General features: G+C 46.4%; 20 protein-coding genes and 1 riboswitch. Of the genes, 13 read left to right on the forward strand and 7 right to left on the reverse strand.

Annotated features, from left to right (window positions below; translation table 11 throughout):
* Positions 1–2: 2 nt before the first annotated feature.
* The 7 genes from SNR28_RS03605 to pduA form a co-directional block, all read right to left on the reverse strand.
* Positions 3–377, reverse strand: a complete 375-nt coding sequence (locus tag SNR28_RS03605) for a glycerol dehydratase reactivase beta/small subunit family protein (protein WP_375749661.1) — start codon at positions 375–377, stop codon at positions 3–5.
* Positions 377–2,200 carry a diol dehydratase reactivase subunit alpha gene (locus SNR28_RS03610; RefSeq protein ID WP_375749662.1) on the reverse strand — a complete coding sequence of 608 codons (1,824 nt, stop codon included), beginning with the start codon at positions 2,198–2,200 and terminating at the stop codon, positions 377–379. Before SNR28_RS03610 ends, SNR28_RS03605 begins: the two co-directional genes overlap by 1 nt.
* Before the next feature lie 106 nt (positions 2,201–2,306).
* On the reverse strand, positions 2,307–2,822 hold the full coding sequence (locus SNR28_RS03615; protein WP_375749663.1) for a diol dehydratase small subunit: 516 nt from the start codon (positions 2,820–2,822) through the stop codon (positions 2,307–2,309).
* A 14-nt stretch (positions 2,823–2,836) separates the two neighbouring features.
* Entirely contained in the window at positions 2,837–3,493 is a 657-nt protein-coding gene (locus tag SNR28_RS03620) for a propanediol/glycerol family dehydratase medium subunit (RefSeq protein ID WP_375749664.1), read from the reverse strand.
* An 11-nt stretch (positions 3,494–3,504) separates the two neighbouring features.
* The gene (locus SNR28_RS03625; protein ID WP_375749665.1) at positions 3,505–5,169 is read right to left on the reverse strand and encodes a propanediol/glycerol family dehydratase large subunit; all 1,665 of its coding nucleotides are present in this window, start codon (positions 5,167–5,169) and stop codon (positions 3,505–3,507) included.
* 20 nt (positions 5,170–5,189) lie between these two features.
* Complete coding sequence (gene pduB, locus SNR28_RS03630; protein WP_375749666.1) at positions 5,190–5,990, reverse strand: propanediol utilization microcompartment protein PduB; 801 nt, start codon at positions 5,988–5,990, stop codon at positions 5,190–5,192.
* Entirely contained in the window at positions 5,990–6,271 is a 282-nt protein-coding gene (pduA, locus tag SNR28_RS03635; RefSeq protein ID WP_375749893.1) for a propanediol utilization microcompartment protein PduA, read from the reverse strand. Before pduA ends, pduB begins: the two co-directional genes overlap by 1 nt.
* Positions 6,272–6,858: 587 nt before the next feature.
* On the opposite strand from pduA, the gene SNR28_RS03640 reads away from it, so the two are divergent.
* The 13 genes from SNR28_RS03640 (at position 6,859) to cobU (ending at position 21,080) form a co-directional block, all read left to right on the forward strand.
* Complete coding sequence (locus SNR28_RS03640; RefSeq protein WP_375749667.1) at positions 6,859–7,650, forward strand: MIP/aquaporin family protein; 792 nt, start codon at positions 6,859–6,861, stop codon at positions 7,648–7,650.
* A 123-nt stretch (positions 7,651–7,773) separates the two neighbouring features.
* Positions 7,774–8,700 (forward strand): PocR ligand-binding domain-containing protein, encoded by a 927-nt coding sequence (locus tag SNR28_RS03645; protein ID WP_375749668.1) that lies wholly within the window; start codon positions 7,774–7,776, stop codon positions 8,698–8,700.
* Between the two features lie 193 nt (positions 8,701–8,893).
* Positions 8,894–9,074, forward strand: a riboswitch (cobalamin riboswitch).
* A gap of 124 nt (positions 9,075–9,198) precedes the next feature.
* Entirely contained in the window at positions 9,199–11,028 is a 1,830-nt protein-coding gene (locus tag SNR28_RS03650; RefSeq protein WP_375749669.1) for a cobalt-precorrin-5B (C(1))-methyltransferase, read from the forward strand.
* A gap of 5 nt (positions 11,029–11,033) precedes the next feature.
* Positions 11,034–12,287, forward strand: coding sequence for a precorrin-6y C5,15-methyltransferase (decarboxylating) subunit CbiE (gene cbiE / locus SNR28_RS03655; RefSeq protein WP_375749670.1), 1,254 nt, complete (start codon positions 11,034–11,036; stop codon positions 12,285–12,287).
* Positions 12,280–13,044: a precorrin-2 C(20)-methyltransferase gene (cobI, locus tag SNR28_RS03660; RefSeq protein WP_375749671.1), complete on the forward strand. Its 765-nt coding sequence runs from the start codon at positions 12,280–12,282 to the stop codon at positions 13,042–13,044. The genes cbiE and cobI overlap by 8 nt, the downstream gene beginning before the upstream one ends.
* A gap of 12 nt (positions 13,045–13,056) precedes the next feature.
* On the forward strand, positions 13,057–14,700 hold the full coding sequence (locus SNR28_RS03665) for a cobalamin biosynthesis protein (RefSeq protein ID WP_375749672.1): 1,644 nt from the start codon (positions 13,057–13,059) through the stop codon (positions 14,698–14,700).
* A complete protein-coding gene (locus SNR28_RS03670) occupies positions 14,701–15,549 on the forward strand; it encodes a sirohydrochlorin cobaltochelatase (protein ID WP_375749673.1) in 849 nt (282 codons plus the stop codon).
* Positions 15,542–16,375, forward strand: coding sequence for a precorrin-3B C(17)-methyltransferase (gene cobJ, locus SNR28_RS03675; protein ID WP_375749674.1), 834 nt, complete (start codon positions 15,542–15,544; stop codon positions 16,373–16,375). The genes SNR28_RS03670 and cobJ overlap by 8 nt, the downstream gene beginning before the upstream one ends.
* A complete protein-coding gene (gene cobM / locus SNR28_RS03680; protein WP_375749675.1) occupies positions 16,372–17,169 on the forward strand; it encodes a precorrin-4 C(11)-methyltransferase in 798 nt (265 codons plus the stop codon). Before cobJ ends, cobM begins: the two co-directional genes overlap by 4 nt.
* Complete coding sequence (gene cobA, locus SNR28_RS03685) at positions 17,162–18,535, forward strand: uroporphyrinogen-III C-methyltransferase (RefSeq protein WP_375749676.1); 1,374 nt, start codon at positions 17,162–17,164, stop codon at positions 18,533–18,535. The genes cobM and cobA overlap by 8 nt, the downstream gene beginning before the upstream one ends.
* Positions 18,525–19,493: an adenosylcobinamide-phosphate synthase CbiB gene (cbiB, locus tag SNR28_RS03690; RefSeq protein WP_375749677.1), complete on the forward strand. Its 969-nt coding sequence runs from the start codon at positions 18,525–18,527 to the stop codon at positions 19,491–19,493. Before cobA ends, cbiB begins: the two co-directional genes overlap by 11 nt.
* The gene (gene cobD, locus SNR28_RS03695; RefSeq protein WP_375749678.1) at positions 19,493–20,554 is read left to right on the forward strand and encodes a threonine-phosphate decarboxylase CobD; all 1,062 of its coding nucleotides are present in this window, start codon (positions 19,493–19,495) and stop codon (positions 20,552–20,554) included. Before cbiB ends, cobD begins: the two co-directional genes overlap by 1 nt.
* Positions 20,547–21,080, forward strand: coding sequence for a bifunctional adenosylcobinamide kinase/adenosylcobinamide-phosphate guanylyltransferase (cobU, locus tag SNR28_RS03700; RefSeq protein WP_375749679.1), 534 nt, complete (start codon positions 20,547–20,549; stop codon positions 21,078–21,080). The genes cobD and cobU overlap by 8 nt, the downstream gene beginning before the upstream one ends.

Here is a 21,080-nt window from a genome sequence, read left to right on the forward strand (position 1 = left end):
TTCTATTCTCCTGTCTGGTCGAATGTGATTTTGAATGGAATGCCTTTTACTAAACGGGCGGCGTTGTTCCCTAGTGCTCTGAGTACGGCACTGTTTTGAATTTCTGTTGCGTTTGCAGTGAAGAGTGGGGTGCTGTCTGGCAGATTCTTCTGGTGAATCACCATGTTCTGACCAGTACAAGCGATGCCCACTGAAAGAGCGGAAAGTTGAGAAGCCTCGTATGCCTGACTAATCAGGTTGCTTTCGTCAATGGCTTCTAATTGGAATGGAATGCTCTCTTCCTCAATACCGAACAGTACTTCCTGCCACTGGACTGGAAATTCACTGCCGATATGACGAATCAAAATGGAAGGCTTGTTATCGACGTACAGATTCATTATTTATCCCCTTTCACATGAGACAAAATAAGACCTGTTGCTACCGCATTACGAGGGCCTTCACATCCGCGAACATTGCCCTGCCCGGCAACCAGGTTGTAGTGCGCCAGTGAGTCTGTTACTAGTTGAGGGATTTCGAAATCCAGCGAAGAGCCACCAACCAGAACCACGAATGGAATATCACGGATATTGCCTGTTGGGCTAACGGACTTAAGTGCACGGATAGAGTTAGTGACGAAAACCCTAGATTTCGCAGAGCGTCGGATAGCCTTAATTCTTTCCAGAGGTAAGTCGCCACTGAGCGGGATAAACTTATCCTCTTTAACCACAACAACGCGGGCAAAGACTTCCGCAGGCAGTGGCTTTTCGAAGAACTGAACTGTGCCGTCTTCATGGCGGATATGGAAAAGGCTCTCCACTTTAGCCAGTGGGTAGCGCTTAATGTCCTCCGCCAGATAACGGTCTTCCAGTCCGAGTTCAGCAGCGATAATCATGGTGACCATTTCACCGGCCCCTGCAAGGTGGATAGCAATGATATCGCCGCTGGAATTGATGATAGATGCGTCGGTAGAACCTGCGCCCAGATCCAGAATCGCCATAGGCTTATCGGTTCCCGGAGTGGTGAGCGCGCCTAAAATAGCGGCTTCAGCTTCTGCGCCTCCAATCTGAACATCTATGTTCAGTGTATTGTGGATCTCTTCGGCAATGCGTGCCATTTGAAGATGGTCTGATTTCACCATAGACGCGATGCCAACCGCGTGCTCCAGCGAGAACTCACCTGCAAGTCCGCCTTTTACGCTCACTGGCACAAAGGTATCTACTGCTAACAGATCCTGAATGAATACTTCGTTGGTTGGTTTGTTGGTTAGCTCTGCCATTGTTTGGCGAACATTTTCCAGCATGCCACCAATATTGGTTCCGGCTTCACCCGTTACGTTGTCGATTTTTCCGCTGGCACCAACCGCATCCATAATGGCTTCACTGCCTTTAGTGATTTCGATTGTTAGTGTTTTGCCTTCACTAAAGATAGATAGGGCACCGGCTGGGATTGTTCTTGCTTTTACATCGCCTTCTGGCGTTTTCACTACCACCGCAGAACGTGTACCGATCAGTGCCCGGGCAACCGGAACGACGCTTTTTGTCTCTTCCGGCGTTAAATCAAACATAGTGGCAATACCGTATGGGTTTGACAGGGTTCTTATCACCTGTCCCGGTGCGGCCACTTCAATAGCGGCGTTCATACCCATAGGGATTTTGTCGATGTAACTGACTTCATCGACAATCGGAATGACTTTGTCCAGACGGTTGTTGACCAGCACGCCGTCGTCTTTTTGCAAGATAGCGCCAACAATCTGATAGCCTGCGTTTGAAGAGGCATTAATCATGGCTGCAACATCGGCAAAGTCGACCTCTTTCGGCACGACCAGAATGTAGGGTTTGGAATTGTCTTTGGTTAGCAGATCGCCGATTGAGATGGTTTCACCTGCACCTATGCCTAATCCGCCAGGTGTCTTAGGGTTGTGACCTATCATTGTCGATTCGGTGATGATGGTTTCTGTAATCATCTCCATAGCAACGTCGCCAATAACCGGCGTTGCTTCATTAATTCTTATCAGGTCAAGATCTTTGACCGTTAATCCAGCCTTCTCTACGACCAGATTCAGAGCTTTGTATATACCCACAAGGTTCTGCTTAGTGCCTTTGATTCCCGTGGTTTCTGTCAGTGCACTGGCAACAAATTCTTCTAATCCATTATGTTCAACGCTAGCTAACGCTACTTCTGTTGAAGAGTTACCGATGTCGACACCAACAATATAAGTCATGATACTTCCGTTTATTTCGTCATTTTTCTTATGGAAAGAGTTCTTATAAAAAAGCTCTTCCCTCCACCCAACAATAAGGAGCTTAGGAGGGAAGAGTTAAGGCGAATTAGTCGTCGCCTTTCAGCTTCTTACGCTCTTCGTAACGCTCAGCTGCTTCGCGGACATAACCCGCGCAGATTGTTGCCTGATACTTGATTTCAAGTTCACGGGCGATATCCAGCAGTTCTTGTTTAGAAGAACGGTAAGGGCGTAGCGCGTTGTAGATTTCTAATACGCGCTCATCTTCAACTACCGCCAGTTCTGCAGCTCGCTCAAAGTTCACTGCAAGACGTTCACGGCCAGCACAACGTGCGATATCTGCCTGGATTCGCAGAACCTCAGGAGTGATACGAACATCATTGCTGTCTACCTGACCATTCATTACGCCTTCCAGCGTAATTTGATCAGCCGTTTTACCAGTTGAAGTTTTCACCAGATCAGGGCGCTTTTCTGCCAGAGGATAATCACTGACGGAAACGCTTCCTGCTGGTGAGCTAGCCGCAGGTGCAGGCGATGCTGCTTCAGGGCTATTCATTTTCGCAAGTACATCGCGAACCATTGATTCAATTGCATCTGAATTCATCGTCATATCCTTTCTTAAACCGCGACCTGAAGTTCTGCTGCAGGCTTACCAACCACAACGTGCTTAGTTTCCTTAATATGCAGCAGAGCTGACTTAGCCTGATACTTAGGACGAGCCATTTGGTCGTTCATTGTTGGTACAGGTTGAGGCGTTTCGCCTTTCGCGTATTTAGCCGCGTTTTTGCCAATCAGACGGTAAGTTTCCGGAGTCAAAAGTGGTGCCTGCGGAAACAGCTCAAGGTTCGAAAGAGGTGGTAGCCCTTTTTGATGGATTACCGTCGTACCTTTAGACTGAATCCCGATGCAGATACCGCTGCCACTCAGGTGCTCACCTTCTACTGCTGCAAACGCAACATCAGAAGACTTGAAGCAACGAACAACACGTGCACTAAGACCTTCTTCTTCGATACCCGCGATCATTTCGCGAAGAATACTCGGATGAGGTACGCCTACGATGCTTTCAGTCTGAGAAATACCGAACGCAGGGCAGACAGCGATAACTACTTCGTCACGCTTAGTGCTAGGCTGAGCAACACCAATTTCTGTTAAGAAATTGCTAGTGGTTGCTTCAGCAGCAGGCTTATCAAAAGAAACAGCCTGAGGCTGACCAACCTGCATATTGCTCACTACGTCTTCGATAATCTGACGCAGTAATTTTTCATTTAATTCCATTGTCAGTCTCCTTAACCCAGCTCGTTTGGATCGATAGCAGCAGGAATATCTTTAATCTGTTCCCAGCGTTCCGAGCTCATCTGGTATCCTGTTGAAGGACCTGCGTAGTCGTTAACGTCGTTAACAGCAGAGATAACCTTGTTGTTTTCACCAATGATTGCTGAAGTGTGTAGGTAGTCACCCGCCACTTTCGCTTTCTGAATATCCAGTACAGCCTGAGCAACATCCTGGAAACCACCGTCATAAAGCGCTTTAACCACTTCAAGGCCGGTGCGGTTTTCATCAATGATTTCCTGAGCTGCCTTGATATCTTCAACCATGTTACGGTCTGGATAATCTTTAGAGCCGTGTGCGTAAGTCGCTGCAGTTACTTCTTCGTCTGTTACTGGAGGAAGACCCATGCCTTTGAACACTGCCTGAATTGCACGTGCTGCCTTGTTACGAACCGCAACCACTTCTTCTTCGCGAACCGGGTTCATAGAACCATCCACTTTAAGGTCACGCTGAAGTACTAAGTAATCGTCGAAGTCTTCTGCGTCCTGGTTGGAACCTGCGAACATGTTGTCGTAGTTAGGTACAGACGAGTAACCAGATGAGATAAAGTCAGTACCTGGCAAGAACTGCATAAGCAGGCGAGCAGTACGACGAGTCTCAGAGTGTGAGAATGTCTGGTCGTTACCAGACGCACACTCGAGGTCGATTGCTGAACAGATTAGGTTTTCTGCTAGCACAGCACGAACACCTGAAGGTACCGCTGTTGGAATACCGATACAGCTGATAGAGCCGTTCTGCAGACCCTGTACGCCAGCCGCTTTAGTGATGTAGATACAGCGAGCTTCCAGATACAGCATGGACTTGCCTTCTGCATAACCCATCTGTACCTCAGAACCTGTGCCTGATGTAAAGCGCATCTTGATACCACGAGAAGCGTAAGATGACGCTAAGAAGCCTTTAGACCAAGGTGTATCATCACCATCAGTAAATACAGGTTCAGTACCGTAAACAGAGATGGTTTCTGCGTAACAAGTGTGACCAAGCATACCTAGCTTAAGCTCGGTTGCTTCTTCAAGAGCACACTGAGTCAGTACGCCCGGACGACCTGTCTGAGAACCCACAAGAAGGGCAATGGCGTTAAATGGCGCGTAACGCGCTACCGCGACGGTAGTTTCCTGCTCATCAAATCCGCGAAGTGCTGCTTCTGCTGCATCTGCTGCGATCTGTACAGGGTTGTCTTTCACGTTTGTTACGTGGGCCTGCTGAGAAGGTGTTTTTCTGGCGCGCATTTTTTGCATCGCCATCATCATCTCAACCACGTTCATCTTAGACATCACATCTACGATCTTCGCAGGTGTCATTGATGTCGTCAGAGGGATGATTTCATCGCGAGCAACGTTCGGATCACAAAGCATGTTTGCAAGCTTTGCAGAATCCATGGCCATTACTTTTTCAGCATTTTCAAGATTGATACCGTATTCAGCGATATAGTGGTCAATCAGGTCAAATTCTGATTTTGGTTTGCTGTCCAGTTCGACAACTTCACCGTTTACAATTTTAATCGAAGGAGTTGGATCGTTCGGGCTATCCATTGCGATAAAGCCTTCTTCAACCCATTCCTTCACAAAGCCATCCTGATTAACAGGGCGCTTTGCTAACTCTTCAAATCGTTTTGATTTCATGGAACGACCCCTGTCAGTCCTTAGATGTAAGATGGACGGCTGTTAGTTGGCTCGTCACCCATAGCAGAAAGTAGAGTTTTACCTACTTCGCGAGCAGACGTTACCGCCTGACGAACTGCGCCTGAATCACCAGAGATGATTAGGATCACTTCGTTACTAAAGCTAGTGCCACCAGCCGGAGAGCTGTATGCAACCGTTTCTACGTTTGCAGACTTAACTGCTGTATCTGCCATTAGTACGCCAACCGCTGCTGGTGCACCTACGATTACGCCACATGCTTTACCAAGTGGTGAACCGAACGCTTTTTCCAGTGCGTAGCTTGCGCGAGCGCTGTATTGAAGTTCGATATGACCTGCATCATTTGCGTATACATCGCCAAACGTACGGTCGATTTCTTTAAGTGCTACTTCGATTGCGCGGCGAACGTCAGAGACATCGTCACCACCAAAGATGATTAGAGAACCATGGCCAGCACCGCCTTTTGTGTCACGTGGCAGTTCGATAGAAACTACTTCAGTGTTAGTGCCTTTTACTGCTTCGTCCGCAGCCATGATTTGTGGGCCTGCACCAGTACGTGCACCCAGAATACCGATAGAGCGGTAGCGCTTTTCAAGCTTCATTGCGTCCAGAACTTCGCTATCCACGTTTGCGATGACCAGGCCGATAGTGTCGCCCATTGCTGTTCCGACGAATTCAGTTAAACCACACGTCTTTTCCATTTTTTTGCCTCGTTCTATTTCTTGCTGGTCAGATGTTGTATCTGCGCCTTTGACTTTCGCCATAACCTGAGCCATGACTTCGTCGACCAGGTTGCTATCCATTACTCAATTCCTTTAGGTAAGATTTTCTCTACGTCAGTGTGTGGACGTGGGATTACGTGAGTCGCTACGATTTCACCTACGTTAGCTGCTGCAGAAGAACCAGCGTCAGTTGCTGCTTTAACCGCACCTACGTCACCGCGAACGATAACGGTAACCAGACCAGAGCCGATTTTTTCGTAACCAACTAGATCTACGTTTGCTGATTTAACCATTGTGTCTGCTGCTTCGATTGCTGCTGTAAGACCTTTAGTTTCAACCATGCCTAATGCTTCTTGTTGCATAATTACCTCGATATTTAATTTGGTGTTTGTTTTTTCGAACATGAGAACTCGGGAACTAAATCTATACGCAGTCGAAGAAAAAAAATTGCGCACTTGGAGGGCAATAAATGGAAAAAAATCATCAATGCTATGTGAAAAAATTGTTCCGACAGCGGTGGAAGGCCCATAAAACCGTTAGTTTTATGAAAATCAGGAATAACAAAAAATACTCAGTGATTATTTTAACATTCGAGATCTAGGTTAAATTTTTGGCCTATTTATGATCGCCTTAACAAATTGAGGTTTAGGTGATGACAATAAATTTTTGTTGCTTCAAATTTATACAAATGCAATAAAAACAGATAGATGTAATGTTTTATTCAAAGATAAAGGACAATATTGTTGCATTGTAGATGGGCAAAATAGTGTTATTTGAAGATTAGGATGACAATTTATTGCTATTGAAATGACGTATATTAAGCAGCGGAAAGACGAGTTGTATTCCAAACGAGAACAAGTACCAGAGAACTCATAACAATTTAACCATAACACTATTCTGTCAGCTCCCCCTTAATAACGAGTTGATGGAACTACCGGAAGAAAATGATATGAAAGATACATTAAAAGGACAGTGTATTGCGGAGTTCTTAGGTACAGGTCTGTTTTTATTTTTTGGTGCAAGTTGTTTGGCTGCGATTAAAGTAGCCGGTGCCAGTTTTGGTCTTTGGGAAATCTGTATTACCTGGGGTTTAGGTATTTCATTAGCAGTATATCTAAGCGCAGGTATTTCGGGTGCACACCTCAATCCAGCAGTAACGCTTGGTTTGTGGTTGTTTGCGAACTTTGAAAAGAGAAAAGTAATTCCTTATGTACTGTCTCAGACAGCGGGCGCTTTTTTCGGTGTCGCAATGTGCTACCTAATCTACGCAGATCTGTTCACTGCTTATGAGCAGGCGGAAGGTATGGTACGTGGTAGTGAAGAGAGCCTCTATCTGGCCAGTATATTCAGTACTTACGCTAATCCTGGCATCACTATCTGGCGCGCATTTATCGTCGAGATCGTTATCACTGCTACATTGATGGCTTTGATTCTTGCGCTGACCGATGACGGAAATGGCGTACCGAAAGGCGCAATGGCACCACTTCTTATTGGTATTTTGGTTGCAGTGATTGGCGCGGCAACCGGGCCATTAACTGGATTTGCTATGAACCCGGCAAGGGATTTTGGACCGAAAATCTTTGCCTGGATGGCGGGGTGGGGCAATGTAGCCTTCACTGGAGCAAGAGATATTCCTTACTTCCTTGTTCCTATATTTGCTCCGTTAATAGGTGCAATCATTGGTGGGGGCGGGTACCGCATGCTTATCACCAAAAACTTGCCAGAGGCGACAACAAACTAGGCTATTTTTAGTTTAGTGAATAAGTAGTAGTCCCCTTGATATCGGTCACAACGAGTATAGAGTGCTGTAATGTAAACTCGGATTTAACGTCACATTGAGCATAACAATAATAGGAAAACTCTAATGAACCGACCGGAAAGCTTCCTGGAGTCACAGGGAATAAACAAGGTGTTGCAGGATTTTGCCAATGCAACCGGGTTAGCTGTGGTGCTGGTAGATATAGATGGTAAAGAAGTGTCGGCTTGCTTTAACTTTACCAACTTCTGCCAGAAGATCAGAAAGACACCTGAATTGTATGCCAGATGCATTGAAAGTGATCGATGCGGGGGACTAGAAGCTTCTAAATCAAATAAACCGTGTATTTACCGTTGTCACGCAGGTTTAGTTGATTTGTCTATTCCATTAATAGTCGGAGGCCACTTAATCGGGTTTGTGTTATGTGGTCAGGTGCGGGTATCGAGTGGCTCTAGCAGTGCTGAGCTTGGCGATATTCAGCCAGTAGACATGAAGTGGATGAAGAACGCAGAGCTTATTGAGGACTACAACAATATTCCGGTCGCAGACTATTCAAAAATATTTTCTGCTGCTGATCTGCTAAAAACATTGGTGGATGATTCAATTAAAAAACACATGGACTTTGTTGTTATTAACGACAAATACGATGTAAGAACTTTGTTTAAGTCCAATGAAGGGAATCAACCACACGACAGTAAAATTAAAAAAGCGCTCAGATATATTGAGGCACATTTTTTTGAAGATGTAAGACTAGAAGAAGTGGCTGATCACGTTTATTTAAGTCCGCATTATTTTAGTAAGCTGTTTAAAAAAGAGATGAAAATTGGCTTTAACGCCTACGTAAATCAACAGCGCATGGTTGGTGCTAAAAAAATGCTGCAATACAGTGACTGGTCTATCTCCAGAATTGCACACAACCTCGGTTTTTCAGGGGCTAGCTACTTCTGTAAGGTGTTCAAAAACGCGTACAACACCACACCTCAGGAGTTCAGGGCATCACTGAAAGATGAAGAAGAAACACTAGTAGATGTTTAAAAAATAGGACCCAGATAAATATTGGCTGTTTGTCGATAAATATATTCCATCTCTCTAACTATTTTGACAGGGTTATATATGTATTGTTTTGTGGTCAATATTTATCAGCAACTCAAAAAATGAGTTAAGTATTTATCTTTTTGTCAAAATTGATAAGTATCAATTTAGTGAATTTATTCATGTGAGAAACTTCTCACATCTATTTAGTGCTTAGCGAATACGGGTGATTTCGCAGCAGTAAGTTAAAAGTGAATCAGGTGAAAGTCCTGGACTGTACCCGCAACTGTAAGCGGACCGTTTGTATCCGAGCAACGAATGAAGCCAGATACAGAAGAGTTCGTAAGTCAGAACCTGCTAAATGGAATACTCAACTATAGAACAACCTGGGCGGGAGCACTCAGAGTCGTCTTGTCATGCGATTTCTCCTGCCCTAGCTGTAAGTAAAATTCGATGTATACCAACTTTCTGTATAAGTCGTATGCATTAAGGAAATAGTAAGTGGGCAAATTAAAGCGTTCAAAAAACAATTCAGAACTGCGCTGGGGCTATACCACAGGTGCATGTGCTGCTGCGGCTGCGAGAGCTGCGGTAAGAGCGCTTATTACACGCGAACTGCTTACCGAGATAGAAATTAAGCTGCCCAATCGTGATCTTGTCACCTTTCCTTTAGCACGATTGGAAACAAACGAGTTAGACAATATTGAACAGGTAATTGCGGGTGTGATTAAGGATGCTGGTGACGATCCTGATTGTACTCATGGTCTTGAAATTCAATGCATTGCGCGCTGGAACGGTGAAACAGGTATCCACCTTAAAGGGGGAGAAGGCGTTGCCACGGTGACGCTTCCCGGACTAGAACTACCTGTTGGCGAGCCGGCCATTAACCCTGTACCGAAAGCCAATATCCTGGAAATGGCCGAACTTGAATGGGCGAAAGCACCTGATGAATTGCGTGATGAAAAAGGTCTGGAGTTAACCATTTCTGTTCCTGGCGGCCTCGAAGCTGCGAAGCAAACCATTAGTGAGCGACTTGGTTTGATTGGAGGCATTTCGATTTTGGGAACGCGCGGTACCGTTAAGCCTTATTCAACATCTGCGTATGCAGCGTCGGTAAGACAATCGGTGCAGATCGCCCGGGCTAACGGGCTGGAACAAGTTGTTTTGACAACGGGTAGTCGCTCGGAAAAAGCAGCTATGACTCAGTTTCCTGAGTTAGGGGATATGGCCTTTATTCAGGCAGGTGATTTCATCGGTGTAGGCCTTCGCGCAGGAAAGCGCTACGGCCTTAAAAAAATATCGCTGGTTACCATGATTGGTAAGCTCGGCAAGCTGACATCTGGCCGGATGATGACTCATGTTTCCGGCCACGCCATCGACTTTAAACATTTGAGCGAACTTGCTCAGGAAGCAAAATTATCAGAATCCCTGTGCCAGCAAATTGCTGACGCAAATACAGGGCGACACGTATTAGAACTGGTACGTGAACACAAACCAAAGCCATTTCTAACCCAACTGTGTGAAGAAGCCAGAATGCATGCGAGTAAGTATGTTGCAGATGCGCTTCAGGTTGAGGTGATTCTTATCGATTTTGATGGCTCTCCACTGGCATGTGCTCGTGGTGAAAGTACGGTTCACGAACAGCAGGAATTAAAAGATCTTTCAGACGGTAATACTATGGATTCAATGCAACAAATGACTCGTCAGGGACGAGTAATAGAGAACGGCTCATTCGCAATCATTGATGATGAGATCCAAAAGTTTCACGGTGGTCATAGCTACGATGAACAGCAGTGGCAGGTAGTGAGACGAGCTATTCACACAACTGGTGATTTCGAGTTCGCTAAGTTATTTAGGTTTAGCCCTGGTGCGGTTGAAGCGGGTATCAGCGCGCTTAAAGCGGGCTCTCCGATCATTAGCGATGTCACCATGATCACCAGCGGTATCAGTGCTCAGAGACTTGCGGTAAACAACAATCAGACCTACTGCTTTATCAGTGATAAGGGCGTTATTGCAACCGCAAAAGAGAAGGGTGAAACACGCGCTATTTGGGCAATGCGTAAAGCACGTGACCTTGGCCTGTTAGACGGTGCAATCATTGGTATTGGTAACGCTCCGACGGCGCTTTATGAAATCCTGAGAATGGTTGAAGCAGACGAAATCAAACCGGCACTTATCGTGGGCATTCCGGTTGGATTTGTAAAAGCGGACGAGTCTAAACAAGCGTTGCTTGAGCAGAAAAAAGTACCTTATATCCTAAGCGAAGGCCGCAAAGGTGGCAGCCCGATTGTGGTATCGACGATTCACGCACTTCTTTATCAGACGGTATAAAAACTATGGCGAGTATTGTTGTCATCGGTGTTCCTGAGGATGGTTGTTTAAGCCTAACTAGCCGTGCAGTGAGCGTAGTATCACAAGCAAGAGTGGTTGCTGGTCATCCCCGTCATATCGAGTGGTTTCCTCAGTTTGACGGTGTATTTCTGGATATGACTCAGGGGTTTTCTGAGTGGATGAATGAAGTGATCGACGAGAGTGAAGAGGGCGATGTTGTTGTTCTAGCATCTGGTGACCCGCTCTTCTTCGGCATTGGTACTACTTTGCTTAAGAAATTGCCTGCCGATGAACTGGCCTTTATTCCGACGCAAAGCTCGGCTCAGTTGGCGTTTTCTAAAATGGGTTTACCCTGGAATGAAGCCGCATACATCTCTTGTCATGGAAGACCGTTGAATGGACTGGTTGCCAGAATGCAGCAAGGCAGTTTGTTCGCCATTCTTACCGATTACAAAAATACACCGCAAGTTATTGCCCGCCACATGCAAAACTTTTACGAGACAAACTGGAAGTTAACCGTTTGTGAGCAGTTGGGCGGCACGTCAGAACAGGTTCGAACTTTTACCGTTGATGAACTGGTAAGCAGTGATATCGAGTTCGACAAGCTCAACATTCTCGTAGCTCAGAGAGAGAGCAAAGCACTATGGGGTGGTAACGGTCAGTTTGCTTCTGATGAGAGCTTCCTTAAGAGAATGCCTCAAAAAGGATTGATTACTAAACAGTCGGTAAGACACTTGGCGCTTAGCGCAATGCGTATTGGTCAGGAAGACATTGTCTGGGATATTGGTGCAGGCTCTGGTTCGATATCAATAGAATCTGCGAAGTTTGCAACTCAGGGCAAGGTGTTTGCTGTTGAGTGTAACGAAGCTTGCTTTAACAGTATTGAAGCCAATATTTGCGCCCATGGTACCGACAATGTTCAGCTAGTGACGGAGCCAGCTCCGGTTGCGCTGATTGATTTACCAAAACCCAATGCGGTTTTTGTTGGTGGTAGCCGTGGTGCAATGGACGCCATTCTTTCTTATTCATGGGCTTCGTTACTAGATTCGGGACGATTAGTCGTTACCGCAGTGACCATGGACACAGTAACCGAAATCTATCAGTGGGCAAAAACCAACGAACTCAGTTTTGATGCTCAGCTAATCAATATTTCAAATACACAGCCGCTAGCGCACTACCAACGCTATCAGGCAGAAAACCCTATTCACCTTTTTTCATTTGTAAAAACGCAACAGTCTCCGGGAGAGAACGATGAATAACAATAAATTCGGTCAACTATACGCAGTTGGTGTAGGAACAGGAGACAGTGAGTTACTGACCCTTAAAGCCGCGCGCCTGATTCAGGAAGCGGACGTTGTGGCGATTCCTGAGAAGAACAAAGGCAAAGCCGATTCGTTTGCATGGGAAATTGTGACTGGCGCAATCGCAGAAAAAGAGATTAAGGGAGAGCACTGCTTCCTTCATTTCCCAATGACTCGTGATGCTTCTATCAATGTTCCGGCATGGCAGTCAGCTGCTTTGACGATTCTTGACCGACTAAAGCAGGGCAAGTCAGTCGTTTTTGTTACGGAAGGTGACCCATCCGTATTTAGTACCTGGGCCTACATTCAGGAAGAGCTGGAAGAGATTGCACCGGATGTAGTTCCTGTCATCGTACCGGGTGTAACATCTATTACAGCTGTACCTGCTGCAACGAAGATCCCTCTGGCTGACGGTAAAGAGCGCTTCTGCGTTGTACCTGCAACGTACGGAATTGACTGTCTTGAGTCGTTAGTCAAAGAGTTCGACACCATTATGCTTATCAAAGCGGGACGTATGATCGAGGCGCTTTCAGCGAAGTTAAAAGAGCTTGGCCTTGAAGACACTGCAACCTACGTATCTCACGCAAGCACTGATAAGGAAGAGATCTACCGAAATCTGGATGATGTTCCGCAAGAGCACCGCTACTTCTCTATGGTTCAGCTTTCTATCCGCGCGCGTCGTGGTGTTCTTCGTGGCAAGCAATCAGCAGCGTAACTGGTATTTATAATGAAACTGGCTATTTACGCGATTACCGCAACCGGAGCAAAGCAGGGCGAAAAGCTTAAACGAGCGCTACCTTTTGCTGACCTGTTTGTTGCACCTGTTGCTTTTGATGATATTGAAAGTGCGCAGCTATTAAACCTGCCACTGTCTGGTTTTATCGCAGAGCGCTTTAATCAGTATGACGGGCATATCTTCATTTGTGCGACTGGTATTGTCAGCCGCATGATCGCTCCGCTGATTGAAGATAAACGAACCGATCCGGCCGTTGTCTGCTTAGACGAACAGGCAACGTTTGCTATCTCATTGCTTTCCGGCCATCGCGGTGGTGCCAACGAACTAACGGAGCGTGTGGCACATATTGTCAAAGCTACTCCAGTGATTACTACAGCATCCGATGTTTCTGAAAACATCTCTACCGATATGCTGGGCGCACCATTTGGCTGGAAACTGGACTCAATCTCCGAACCCTCCATTACCAAGGTTTCCGCTGCGGTTGTAAATGACGAACCTGTGATTGTTGCTCAGGAAACAGGGGAGAGAAACTGGTGGAAATACGAAAAGCGTATGCCTGCCAACATTCTTACTCACACCTCTTTAGAAGGCATTAAGAGCGACGACTTTAGCGGAGCTATCTTAATCAGTGACCGTAAATCTCCTCAGATTTCAGACTGGGACAATAAGCTGGTCTTATGGCGTCCTAAGTCACTGGTTCTTGGACTTGGATGTGACCGCAATACACCGATTTCTACCCTAAAAGCGGGATTAGAAGCTTTTAGTGAGGAGTTTAACCTTGATCTTGATTCTGTTCAGGCCATTGCGAGTATTGAGCTAAAGGCAGACGAAGTTGGGTTGAACGAACTGTCAGCAGAAATGCAGTGGCCTTTTATTACCTTTGCTGCTGAAGAACTTGATGGCATCGAGGGCATTGAAAACCCTTCAGATTACGTGAAAAAAGTAACTGGTAGTAACTCGGTTGCCGAAGCTGCCGCGCTTAAGCTCAGTGATACCAATAAACTGGTCGTCGCTAAGTGGGCATTCAAGCTTGACGGTTTCAATATGACAGTGGCTTGTTGTCGCAAAGAGTTTAGCGAGTCTCTGGTTCGTCATAAGCGTAAAAACTGGTTTGGCGAAAAGAAACATGGCAGTGAAGAGCGCCATGGTGAGAAAACGCAGTCGGCTTCTTCTAATAAGATCGAAACTAAAGAAATCAAAATTAATGCCCATGGCAATGAGGTTGTTGAAGGTTACCAGTGCAAACCCAAGCATGTTGATCTCGACAGACCGATGCTATTCCACAAGCACCATATTTTGCTTTGTGAAGGCAAGCGATGCGCAAAAGCGGGAAGTAAAAATCTTGCCCACGATCTGCGCGGAATCCTGAAAGAGCTTGGCCTGTCAAAAGGCGAAAAGCGAATCAAAATAAGCCGAACCATGTGTGCCGGAGCATGTCGCAATCGTTCGACCATGGTGATTTACGAACGCTCAGATAATCCGTCTTCGAACCATGCTCAATGGCTGCGTGGTGTGGAAGAGTTTACCGAGCAGCAATGGCGAGATGTGTTTGTCGCTTTGTCAGAAGACAGGCCACTAAAAGAACTAATTGAGAACAAATATTTTGCGGCAATTGAAGAGGCCGAGAACGAATAAATGAAAAGACTAAGACACTACACCAAAGGAACCGCAATTGTACTGAGTTGCTTTGGCTCTGTCGTAGAGCAACGCAGATATCAGGAACTGATGGGTAAGGTTCAGAGCCGTTATCCTCAGTGCGAAGTACGTATGGCGGTTAGCTCTCGTATGGTGATTAAAAAACTGGCGGCAAAAGGGCAAGAGTATCAACACCTGCCTTCGGTTCTGGCTTCTTTGGATATGGAAGGGTATCAACGTATTTTGGTTGTCTCTTGCTATGTATTCCCGACAGATGAACACAAACAGGTGGAAATGATTGTAGAAGGTTTCCGCAACTTCTCTCTATCCGCTATCGAGTATACGCCGGCCATAGTCCATCACACTCATAGAGCCAGTGATCTGCTTTCTGGTATGAACAAAAGGTTTGCTGAAGGTAGTGACATTAACCTGTTTATCCACCATGGCGCGCCTTATCTGGATAACGCTGGTCATCAGGCTATCGACTATTGTGACAACTTGCTATCCCGACTGTCGGAAAAAAATATCTCTTGTTCCTTAGAAGGAGCAATGCCGTTTGATTTGGTAAAAGCAGAAGTTCAGCGTCGTATTGAGTCTCTGAACTCAGATACCGCACTGCTACTTCGCATTATCCCGCTCTTGCTGGTTTCCGGAAATCACTTTGTTAAAGACATGGTTGAGATAAAAACGCAGTTATCGGATCTCTGTGACGTGCAAATCGCGGAAGGCGAGGATGGCGAATCATTTAATCTTCTGTCAACCAAAGAGGTGACAGACATAATTTTCACTCAGATCGATCAGGGCTTGATTCGTCTGAAAGCACCGGCTGAGGAGGCTAACGGTGGCTAAACTTTATTTGGTGGGACTGGGTCCTGGTAGTTTGGATCTGATGTCCGTTCGTGCACAAGAAGTCATTAAAAGTGTCGATGTGGTGGTTGGTTACGGCTTGTACGTAAAACTGATCGCATCCTTGATAGATAAGCAGGCGCTTGTCAGAACTGGCATGACTAAAGAGTGGCAGCGCGCAGATGCAGCTATCAAACACGTTCAGGAAGGCAAGGACGTAGCACTGGTTTGTTCTGGTGATGCAGGTATGTATGCCATGTCTCCACTGGTGTTTGAGCTTCTCTCTTCTCAGGATATCGATATTGAAGTCGAAACCGTTCCGGGTATTACTGCGGCCAACGCTTGTGCCTCGCTGGTAGGTGCGCCTTTAGGTCACGATAGCTGTACCATTTCTCTTTCAGATCTGTTGACACCATGGGAAGTGATTACTCGTCGAATCGAAGCCGCAGCAATGGCTGATTTTGCGATTACTTTCTACAACCCGCGCTCTAAAAAACGTCAGAACCATATTATTGAAGCGCAGCAGATTTTGCTCAAGCACCGTCCGGCAGATACGCCTGTAGCGGTTGTGAATGCAGCTTATCGTGAAGAGCAAAGCGTACAACTTTCTACGCTGGATAAGTTTACTGAACTTGAATTTGGTATGAACGCGGCGGTCATTGTTGGTAACGAAAGCAGTTACCGTTTTAACGATCTAATCGTGACACCGCGCGGATACAAGAACAAATACACACTGGAAGACGGAGAAACCCGTGAAGGGCAAACTCCGGGACGTTCCCTAAAACAAGAATCAAAAGACCTGAAACAAAAAGGCGAGGAAGTAGTATGACCGTTTATTTTATAGGTGCCGGACCGGGCGATCCGGATTTGATTACCGTCAAAGGCGCTAAGTTGGTAGAAACTTGTCCGGTTATTCTGTATGCCGGTAGCCTTGTACCTAGAGCCGTAATTGAACGTGCTCGTCCGGATGCACGAGTTTATGACTCAGCAAGCATGGATCTGGATGACATCACTAAAGTCTACACAGATGCTCATGCAAACGGTGAAGATGTTGCGAGAGTTCAGACTGGGGATTTGTCTATTTACTCATCTCTTGCTGAACAGACTCGCAGACTAAACGCGTTGGGTATCGACTGGAAAGTGATTCCGGGCGTTTCATCGTTTCAGGCATCCGCAGCAGCACTAGGTCAGGAGTTAACCCTTCCAGAAGAGTGTCAGACCATTATCTTGTCTCGCGCATCAGGCAGAACACCAGTGCCGGAGAAAGAGAATCTGAAATCTTTGGCTAACCACGAGGCGACGTTGTGTCTGTTCCTGAGCGCAACTCTGATTCGTAAGGTGGTTCGCGAACTGAGCGACGTTTATCCTCAAAACTGGCCTGTTTGCGTAGTCGAAAAAGCCTCTCATCCTGAGCAGCGTATTATTCGTGGTACGTTAGCAGATATTGCTGAAAAGATGCATGAAGCAAACATCAAGTCTACAGCGATGATCATTGTGAGTAAGGTATTTGCTATCGATGACTTCGTTGATTCTAAACTTTATGACCCGACTTTCTCTCACGCTTGTCGTAAAGCCAAAGTGGTTGAATCAGAGCCGGTAGCGGAAGGAGATTCCCATGAATAAAGGCAAAGTCTATTTAATCGGAGCAGGGCCAGGCGATCCGGGGTTGCTTACCTGCCGCGCAAAACAACTGCTCGCTGACTGTGATGTGGTTTGTTACGACAAACTGGTGAGCGCTGCAATTTTATCTACCATTCCAGAAGGTGTTCAACTTCATCAGGTAGGTTACTTAGGTTATCAGGGCACTCATATCGATTACGGAATGCATCCTGACGTGCTTGAGTTTGCTCTTGCTGGCAAGCGAGTGGCTCGCTTGAAAGCTGGCGACCCTTGTATTTTTGGCCGCACGACAGAAGAGTGTCGTGATCTCAAAAGCAAGGGCATTCCGTACGAAATTGTACCGGGAATCACCGCTGCTCTGGGTGCGGCTTCTTACTCAGGCTTTCCACTAACTAGTGGTGGCGTCGCTTCAAGCGTGACCTTTGTTAGTGGTCACAAGAACACCAAGGCGCTTAACTCATGGAGCCGTCTTGGCCCGGATGGCGGTACATTGGTGCTTTATATGGGTGCTAAAAAGCTTGCAGAGCATACTAAGAGCCTGATTGAAAACGGTAAAAGCAAGGACACACCAATTGCTTTAATAAGTTCTGCGACCAGTGCTGATCATGGTTGTATTACAGGCACTTTGGAAACTATCGCTGATAACGTCGAAAAGGCAGGGTATCGTGGCCCGGCGTTAGTAATCATCGGTGAAGTTGTAGAGCAGGCCGACGAACTGGATTGGCGCAATCAGCTTCCGCTTACTGGCGTAAGAATGCTGACTTGCGGTCAGTACGAAGAGCTAAAAGCACTTCGAAATGCGGGTGCTGAAGTGATTGCAGTAGAAAACATGCCAGTGAAATCCCTGATTGATAGCGAAGATTTAGAGTACCTGTCATCGTTGTCTGAGTTGAGTTTTAGCGACCTGCCATCATTCAAAGTGTGGTGGAGAGCGGTGCAGGAAAACAACTGGGATATCCGCAAGTTCCCGATGCCAATGGGCAGTAACAACCGCTATGTTAGGAACGCATTAAGTGAGATTGGCATTCGTCCAGAAAGTGTTTCTGATAAGGCGATGACGCTAACACTAAGCGAAGAGAAGGCGTTTGGTGAAAAAGATAAGTTCTATCTTGCAGGCCGCATGGACAGCGAAGCACAACACTATGCTTTACCTGAAGTTGAATGGGTTCTGGTCGAAAACATTGCTATGTTCCAGTCGATAGCTCAGCATCATTCAGAATCTATTCAGAATGCCCAGTTGGTTCCGCTTAACGAAGAGGTGAAAGCGTGGGCGTTAGCAAATAACTACCTGGCTGACGAATGGGATATCCCTGACTTTGTTGATATCTCTGATTTGACTGAGTCTGGTGAAAGAGCCGATGTTGCCTGATACGGTTTTGTCCACGAGCGATAGCCTGCTAGCGGGCGCATGGATATTAGTCTGCGCGCTTTGGCTGGATAAGTGGCTGGGTGAGCCTAAGCGTTTTCATCCGCTCGTGGGTTTTGGCAATCTGGCTAAGCGTATCGAATCGTTTTGTCGCGATATTCGGTTCCTTAGTGAAAGTCAGCAGGGGTTTCTCGCCTGGACTTTGGCTGTTGTTCCTCTAGTTTTCGTAACCGCTTATCTGGTTTCGTTAGCTCTGCAGGTTCACTACGCACTTTGGTTTGTTTTGAATACGGTTATCTTATACCTCACCATTGGTGGGCGCAGTCTAATTGAGCATGCCGACAACATCTATCAACCTCTTAAAGCGGGAGATATCGATGGCGCACGTTATCAGGTATCCATGATTGTGAGCCGCAATACCGAAAAAATGGAAGAGAAGGAGATCACTTCCTCTGCCATTGAGTCGGTACTAGAGAACGGCAACGACGCTGTTTTCGCACCCATGTTCTGGTTCCTTATTTTTGGTGCTCCGGGTGCGGTGTTGCTTCGATTGTCGAACACGCTTGATGCCATGTGGGGTTACAAGAACGATAAGTACTTGAACTTTGGTTACATCAGCGCAAAAATCGATGACTTTTTAGGTTGGATACCAGCTCGTATAACGGCATTGGTTTACGCATCTCAGGGCAGTTTTAGAAAGTCGATAGCTTGCTGGAAAAATCAGGCGAAAGAGTGCAGCAGCCCCAATGGTGGCGTCGTCATGACAGCAGGAGCGGGAGCGCTGAAGGTGACGATTGGCGGCCCCACTTATTACCATGGTGTGCTGCACGATAAAAAGCCGATGGGAATCGGGGAGTATGCAAAAGCAGACTCCATACCGCTTGCTAACCAGTTGGTTGAGCGCGGTAGTTTTACCTTAAGTTATATATGGCTGGTATGCGTCATTACAGGAGTCGTTTAATGGCGATTAAACACGGCGGAAATCTGATAGAGATAGCTGCGCGATTTGGTACTAATCCATCGGACTGGATTGATCTTTCTACCGGGGTTAGCCCCTTTACCTATCCGGTTGGAGAGATTCCGGAATCTGTCTGGAATCGACTTCCGGAAACCAATGATGGATTGGAAACGGCAGCCCAGTCTTATTACGGTACTGCATGTGAACCCGTTGCGGTTGCAGGTTCTCAGGCGGCAATTATGGCTCTACCGGGCGTGATTACGCTTGAGATGGGGCGATGTGGAACCATTGCCTTGCCAAGAGTCGGATATAAAGAGCACCAGCATGCCTGGAGTAGCTACGAATTAGACGGTAACGAGTGGGAAATTGAGTTTTATGATGACTTCCCAACACAGGAACAAATCGAAAGCTGCGATGTGGTTCTACTGATTAATCCGAACAACCCTAGCGGAAGATTTACCGAGCAAAGCGAATTGCAGAAAGTTCTGCATGATAAACAAAGCAAAGGTGGCTATCTGATCGTCGATGAAGCCTTTGCAGATTGTACTCCCGATATCTCGGTGCTGGATGAATCGTCACATAACGAACATCTGATTGTGCTTCGCTCTGTCGGCAAGTTCTTTGGGTTAGCGGGTGCGAGAGTCGGTTTTGTTTTTGCAAAGTCAGTTATTAAGGCTCTGCTAGAGGAAGCGCTTGGCCCCTGGACAGTAACTGGTCCGGCACGCTGGGTGATGAAAAAAGCGCTAAATGATGAAAAATGGCAGCGAGAAACTGCATCCATGATACAAGCTTCGTCAGAAAGACTTAATCAGCTATTAGATACTCGACTTGATTGCCATAGAGCGGGAACGCAGCTTTTTACTACGGTTTATCTGGACAACGCAGCTGAATTCCATGAGTTCCTTTGTACCCAACAGGTGTTAACACGATTGTGTGACGAGAAAAACGCGATTCGTTTTGGCCTTCCGTCTGATGATGAACAGTGGGAAAAACTCGATGCAGCTTTAAATGCGTTAGCCGAACATAAAATGAGACAACCAGAAAAGGAACGGGCTTGTGAGTGATTCAAAAAATAGAGTGGAACTTGTCCTTGGCGGTGCTCGATCAGGCAAAAGTAGCTACGCAGAAAGAGTTGCCAAAGAATCTGGAAAGCCAGTTATCTATATCGCTACGTCAGAAGTTCGCGATGATGAGATGGCAAAACGAGTTGAACTGCATAAAGCGCAACGCCCGGCTGGGTGGCAGGTGATAGAAGAACCTTTTGCACTTTCTAATGCACTGAAAAAACACAGTAAAGAGGATAACTGCATTCTGGTGGATTGTCTTACGCTATGGCTTAGTAACTCTCTTTTCGGAGACACAGAGACTGAGTGGTCTGAGGTCAAAGCGGAGTTTTTGCAAACACTTTCTGAACTGCCGGGGCAGGTGCTACTTGTAAGCAATGAAGTAGGCTGTGGCGTTGTTCCAATGGGAGAGATCAGCCGTCGTTACGTTGATGAAGCGGGTTGGCTGCACCAGGCGATTGCGGCTCAAGTATCAAAAGTCACGCTGGTAACAGCAGGGCTACCAATGACTCTGAAGGGAGAATAA

The sequence above is a fragment of the Vibrio iocasae genome, from assembly GCF_042245395.1.
GTDB lineage: Bacteria > Pseudomonadota > Gammaproteobacteria > Enterobacterales > Vibrionaceae > Vibrio > Vibrio iocasae.

Coding starts and splice junctions, on each gene's coding strand:
- SNR28_RS03605 (WP_375749661.1), bottom strand. CDS start 377: ATGAATCTGTACGTCGATAACAAGCCTTCCATTTTGATTCGTCATATC.
- SNR28_RS03610 (WP_375749662.1), bottom strand. CDS start 2,200: ATGACTTATATTGTTGGTGTCGACATCGGTAACTCTTCAACAGAAGTA.
- SNR28_RS03615 (WP_375749663.1), bottom strand. CDS start 2,822: ATGAATTCAGATGCAATTGAATCAATGGTTCGCGATGTACTTGCGAAA.
- SNR28_RS03620 (WP_375749664.1), bottom strand. CDS start 3,493: ATGGAATTAAATGAAAAATTACTGCGTCAGATTATCGAAGACGTAGTG.
- SNR28_RS03625 (WP_375749665.1), bottom strand. CDS start 5,169: ATGAAATCAAAACGATTTGAAGAGTTAGCAAAGCGCCCTGTTAATCAG.
- pduB (WP_375749666.1), bottom strand. CDS start 5,990: ATGGATAGCAACCTGGTCGACGAAGTCATGGCTCAGGTTATGGCGAAA.
- pduA (WP_375749893.1), bottom strand. CDS start 6,271: ATGCAACAAGAAGCATTAGGCATGGTTGAAACTAAAGGTCTTACAGCA.
- SNR28_RS03640 (WP_375749667.1), top strand. CDS start 6,859: ATGAAAGATACATTAAAAGGACAGTGTATTGCGGAGTTCTTAGGTACA.
- SNR28_RS03645 (WP_375749668.1), top strand. CDS start 7,774: ATGAACCGACCGGAAAGCTTCCTGGAGTCACAGGGAATAAACAAGGTG.
- cbiE (WP_375749670.1), top strand. CDS start 11,034: ATGGCGAGTATTGTTGTCATCGGTGTTCCTGAGGATGGTTGTTTAAGC.
- cobI (WP_375749671.1), top strand. CDS start 12,280: ATGAATAACAATAAATTCGGTCAACTATACGCAGTTGGTGTAGGAACA.
- SNR28_RS03665 (WP_375749672.1), top strand. CDS start 13,057: ATGAAACTGGCTATTTACGCGATTACCGCAACCGGAGCAAAGCAGGGC.
- SNR28_RS03670 (WP_375749673.1), top strand. CDS start 14,701: ATGAAAAGACTAAGACACTACACCAAAGGAACCGCAATTGTACTGAGT.
- cobM (WP_375749675.1), top strand. CDS start 16,372: ATGACCGTTTATTTTATAGGTGCCGGACCGGGCGATCCGGATTTGATT.
- cobA (WP_375749676.1), top strand. CDS start 17,162: ATGAATAAAGGCAAAGTCTATTTAATCGGAGCAGGGCCAGGCGATCCG.
- cbiB (WP_375749677.1), top strand. CDS start 18,525: ATGTTGCCTGATACGGTTTTGTCCACGAGCGATAGCCTGCTAGCGGGC.
- cobD (WP_375749678.1), top strand. CDS start 19,493: ATGGCGATTAAACACGGCGGAAATCTGATAGAGATAGCTGCGCGATTT.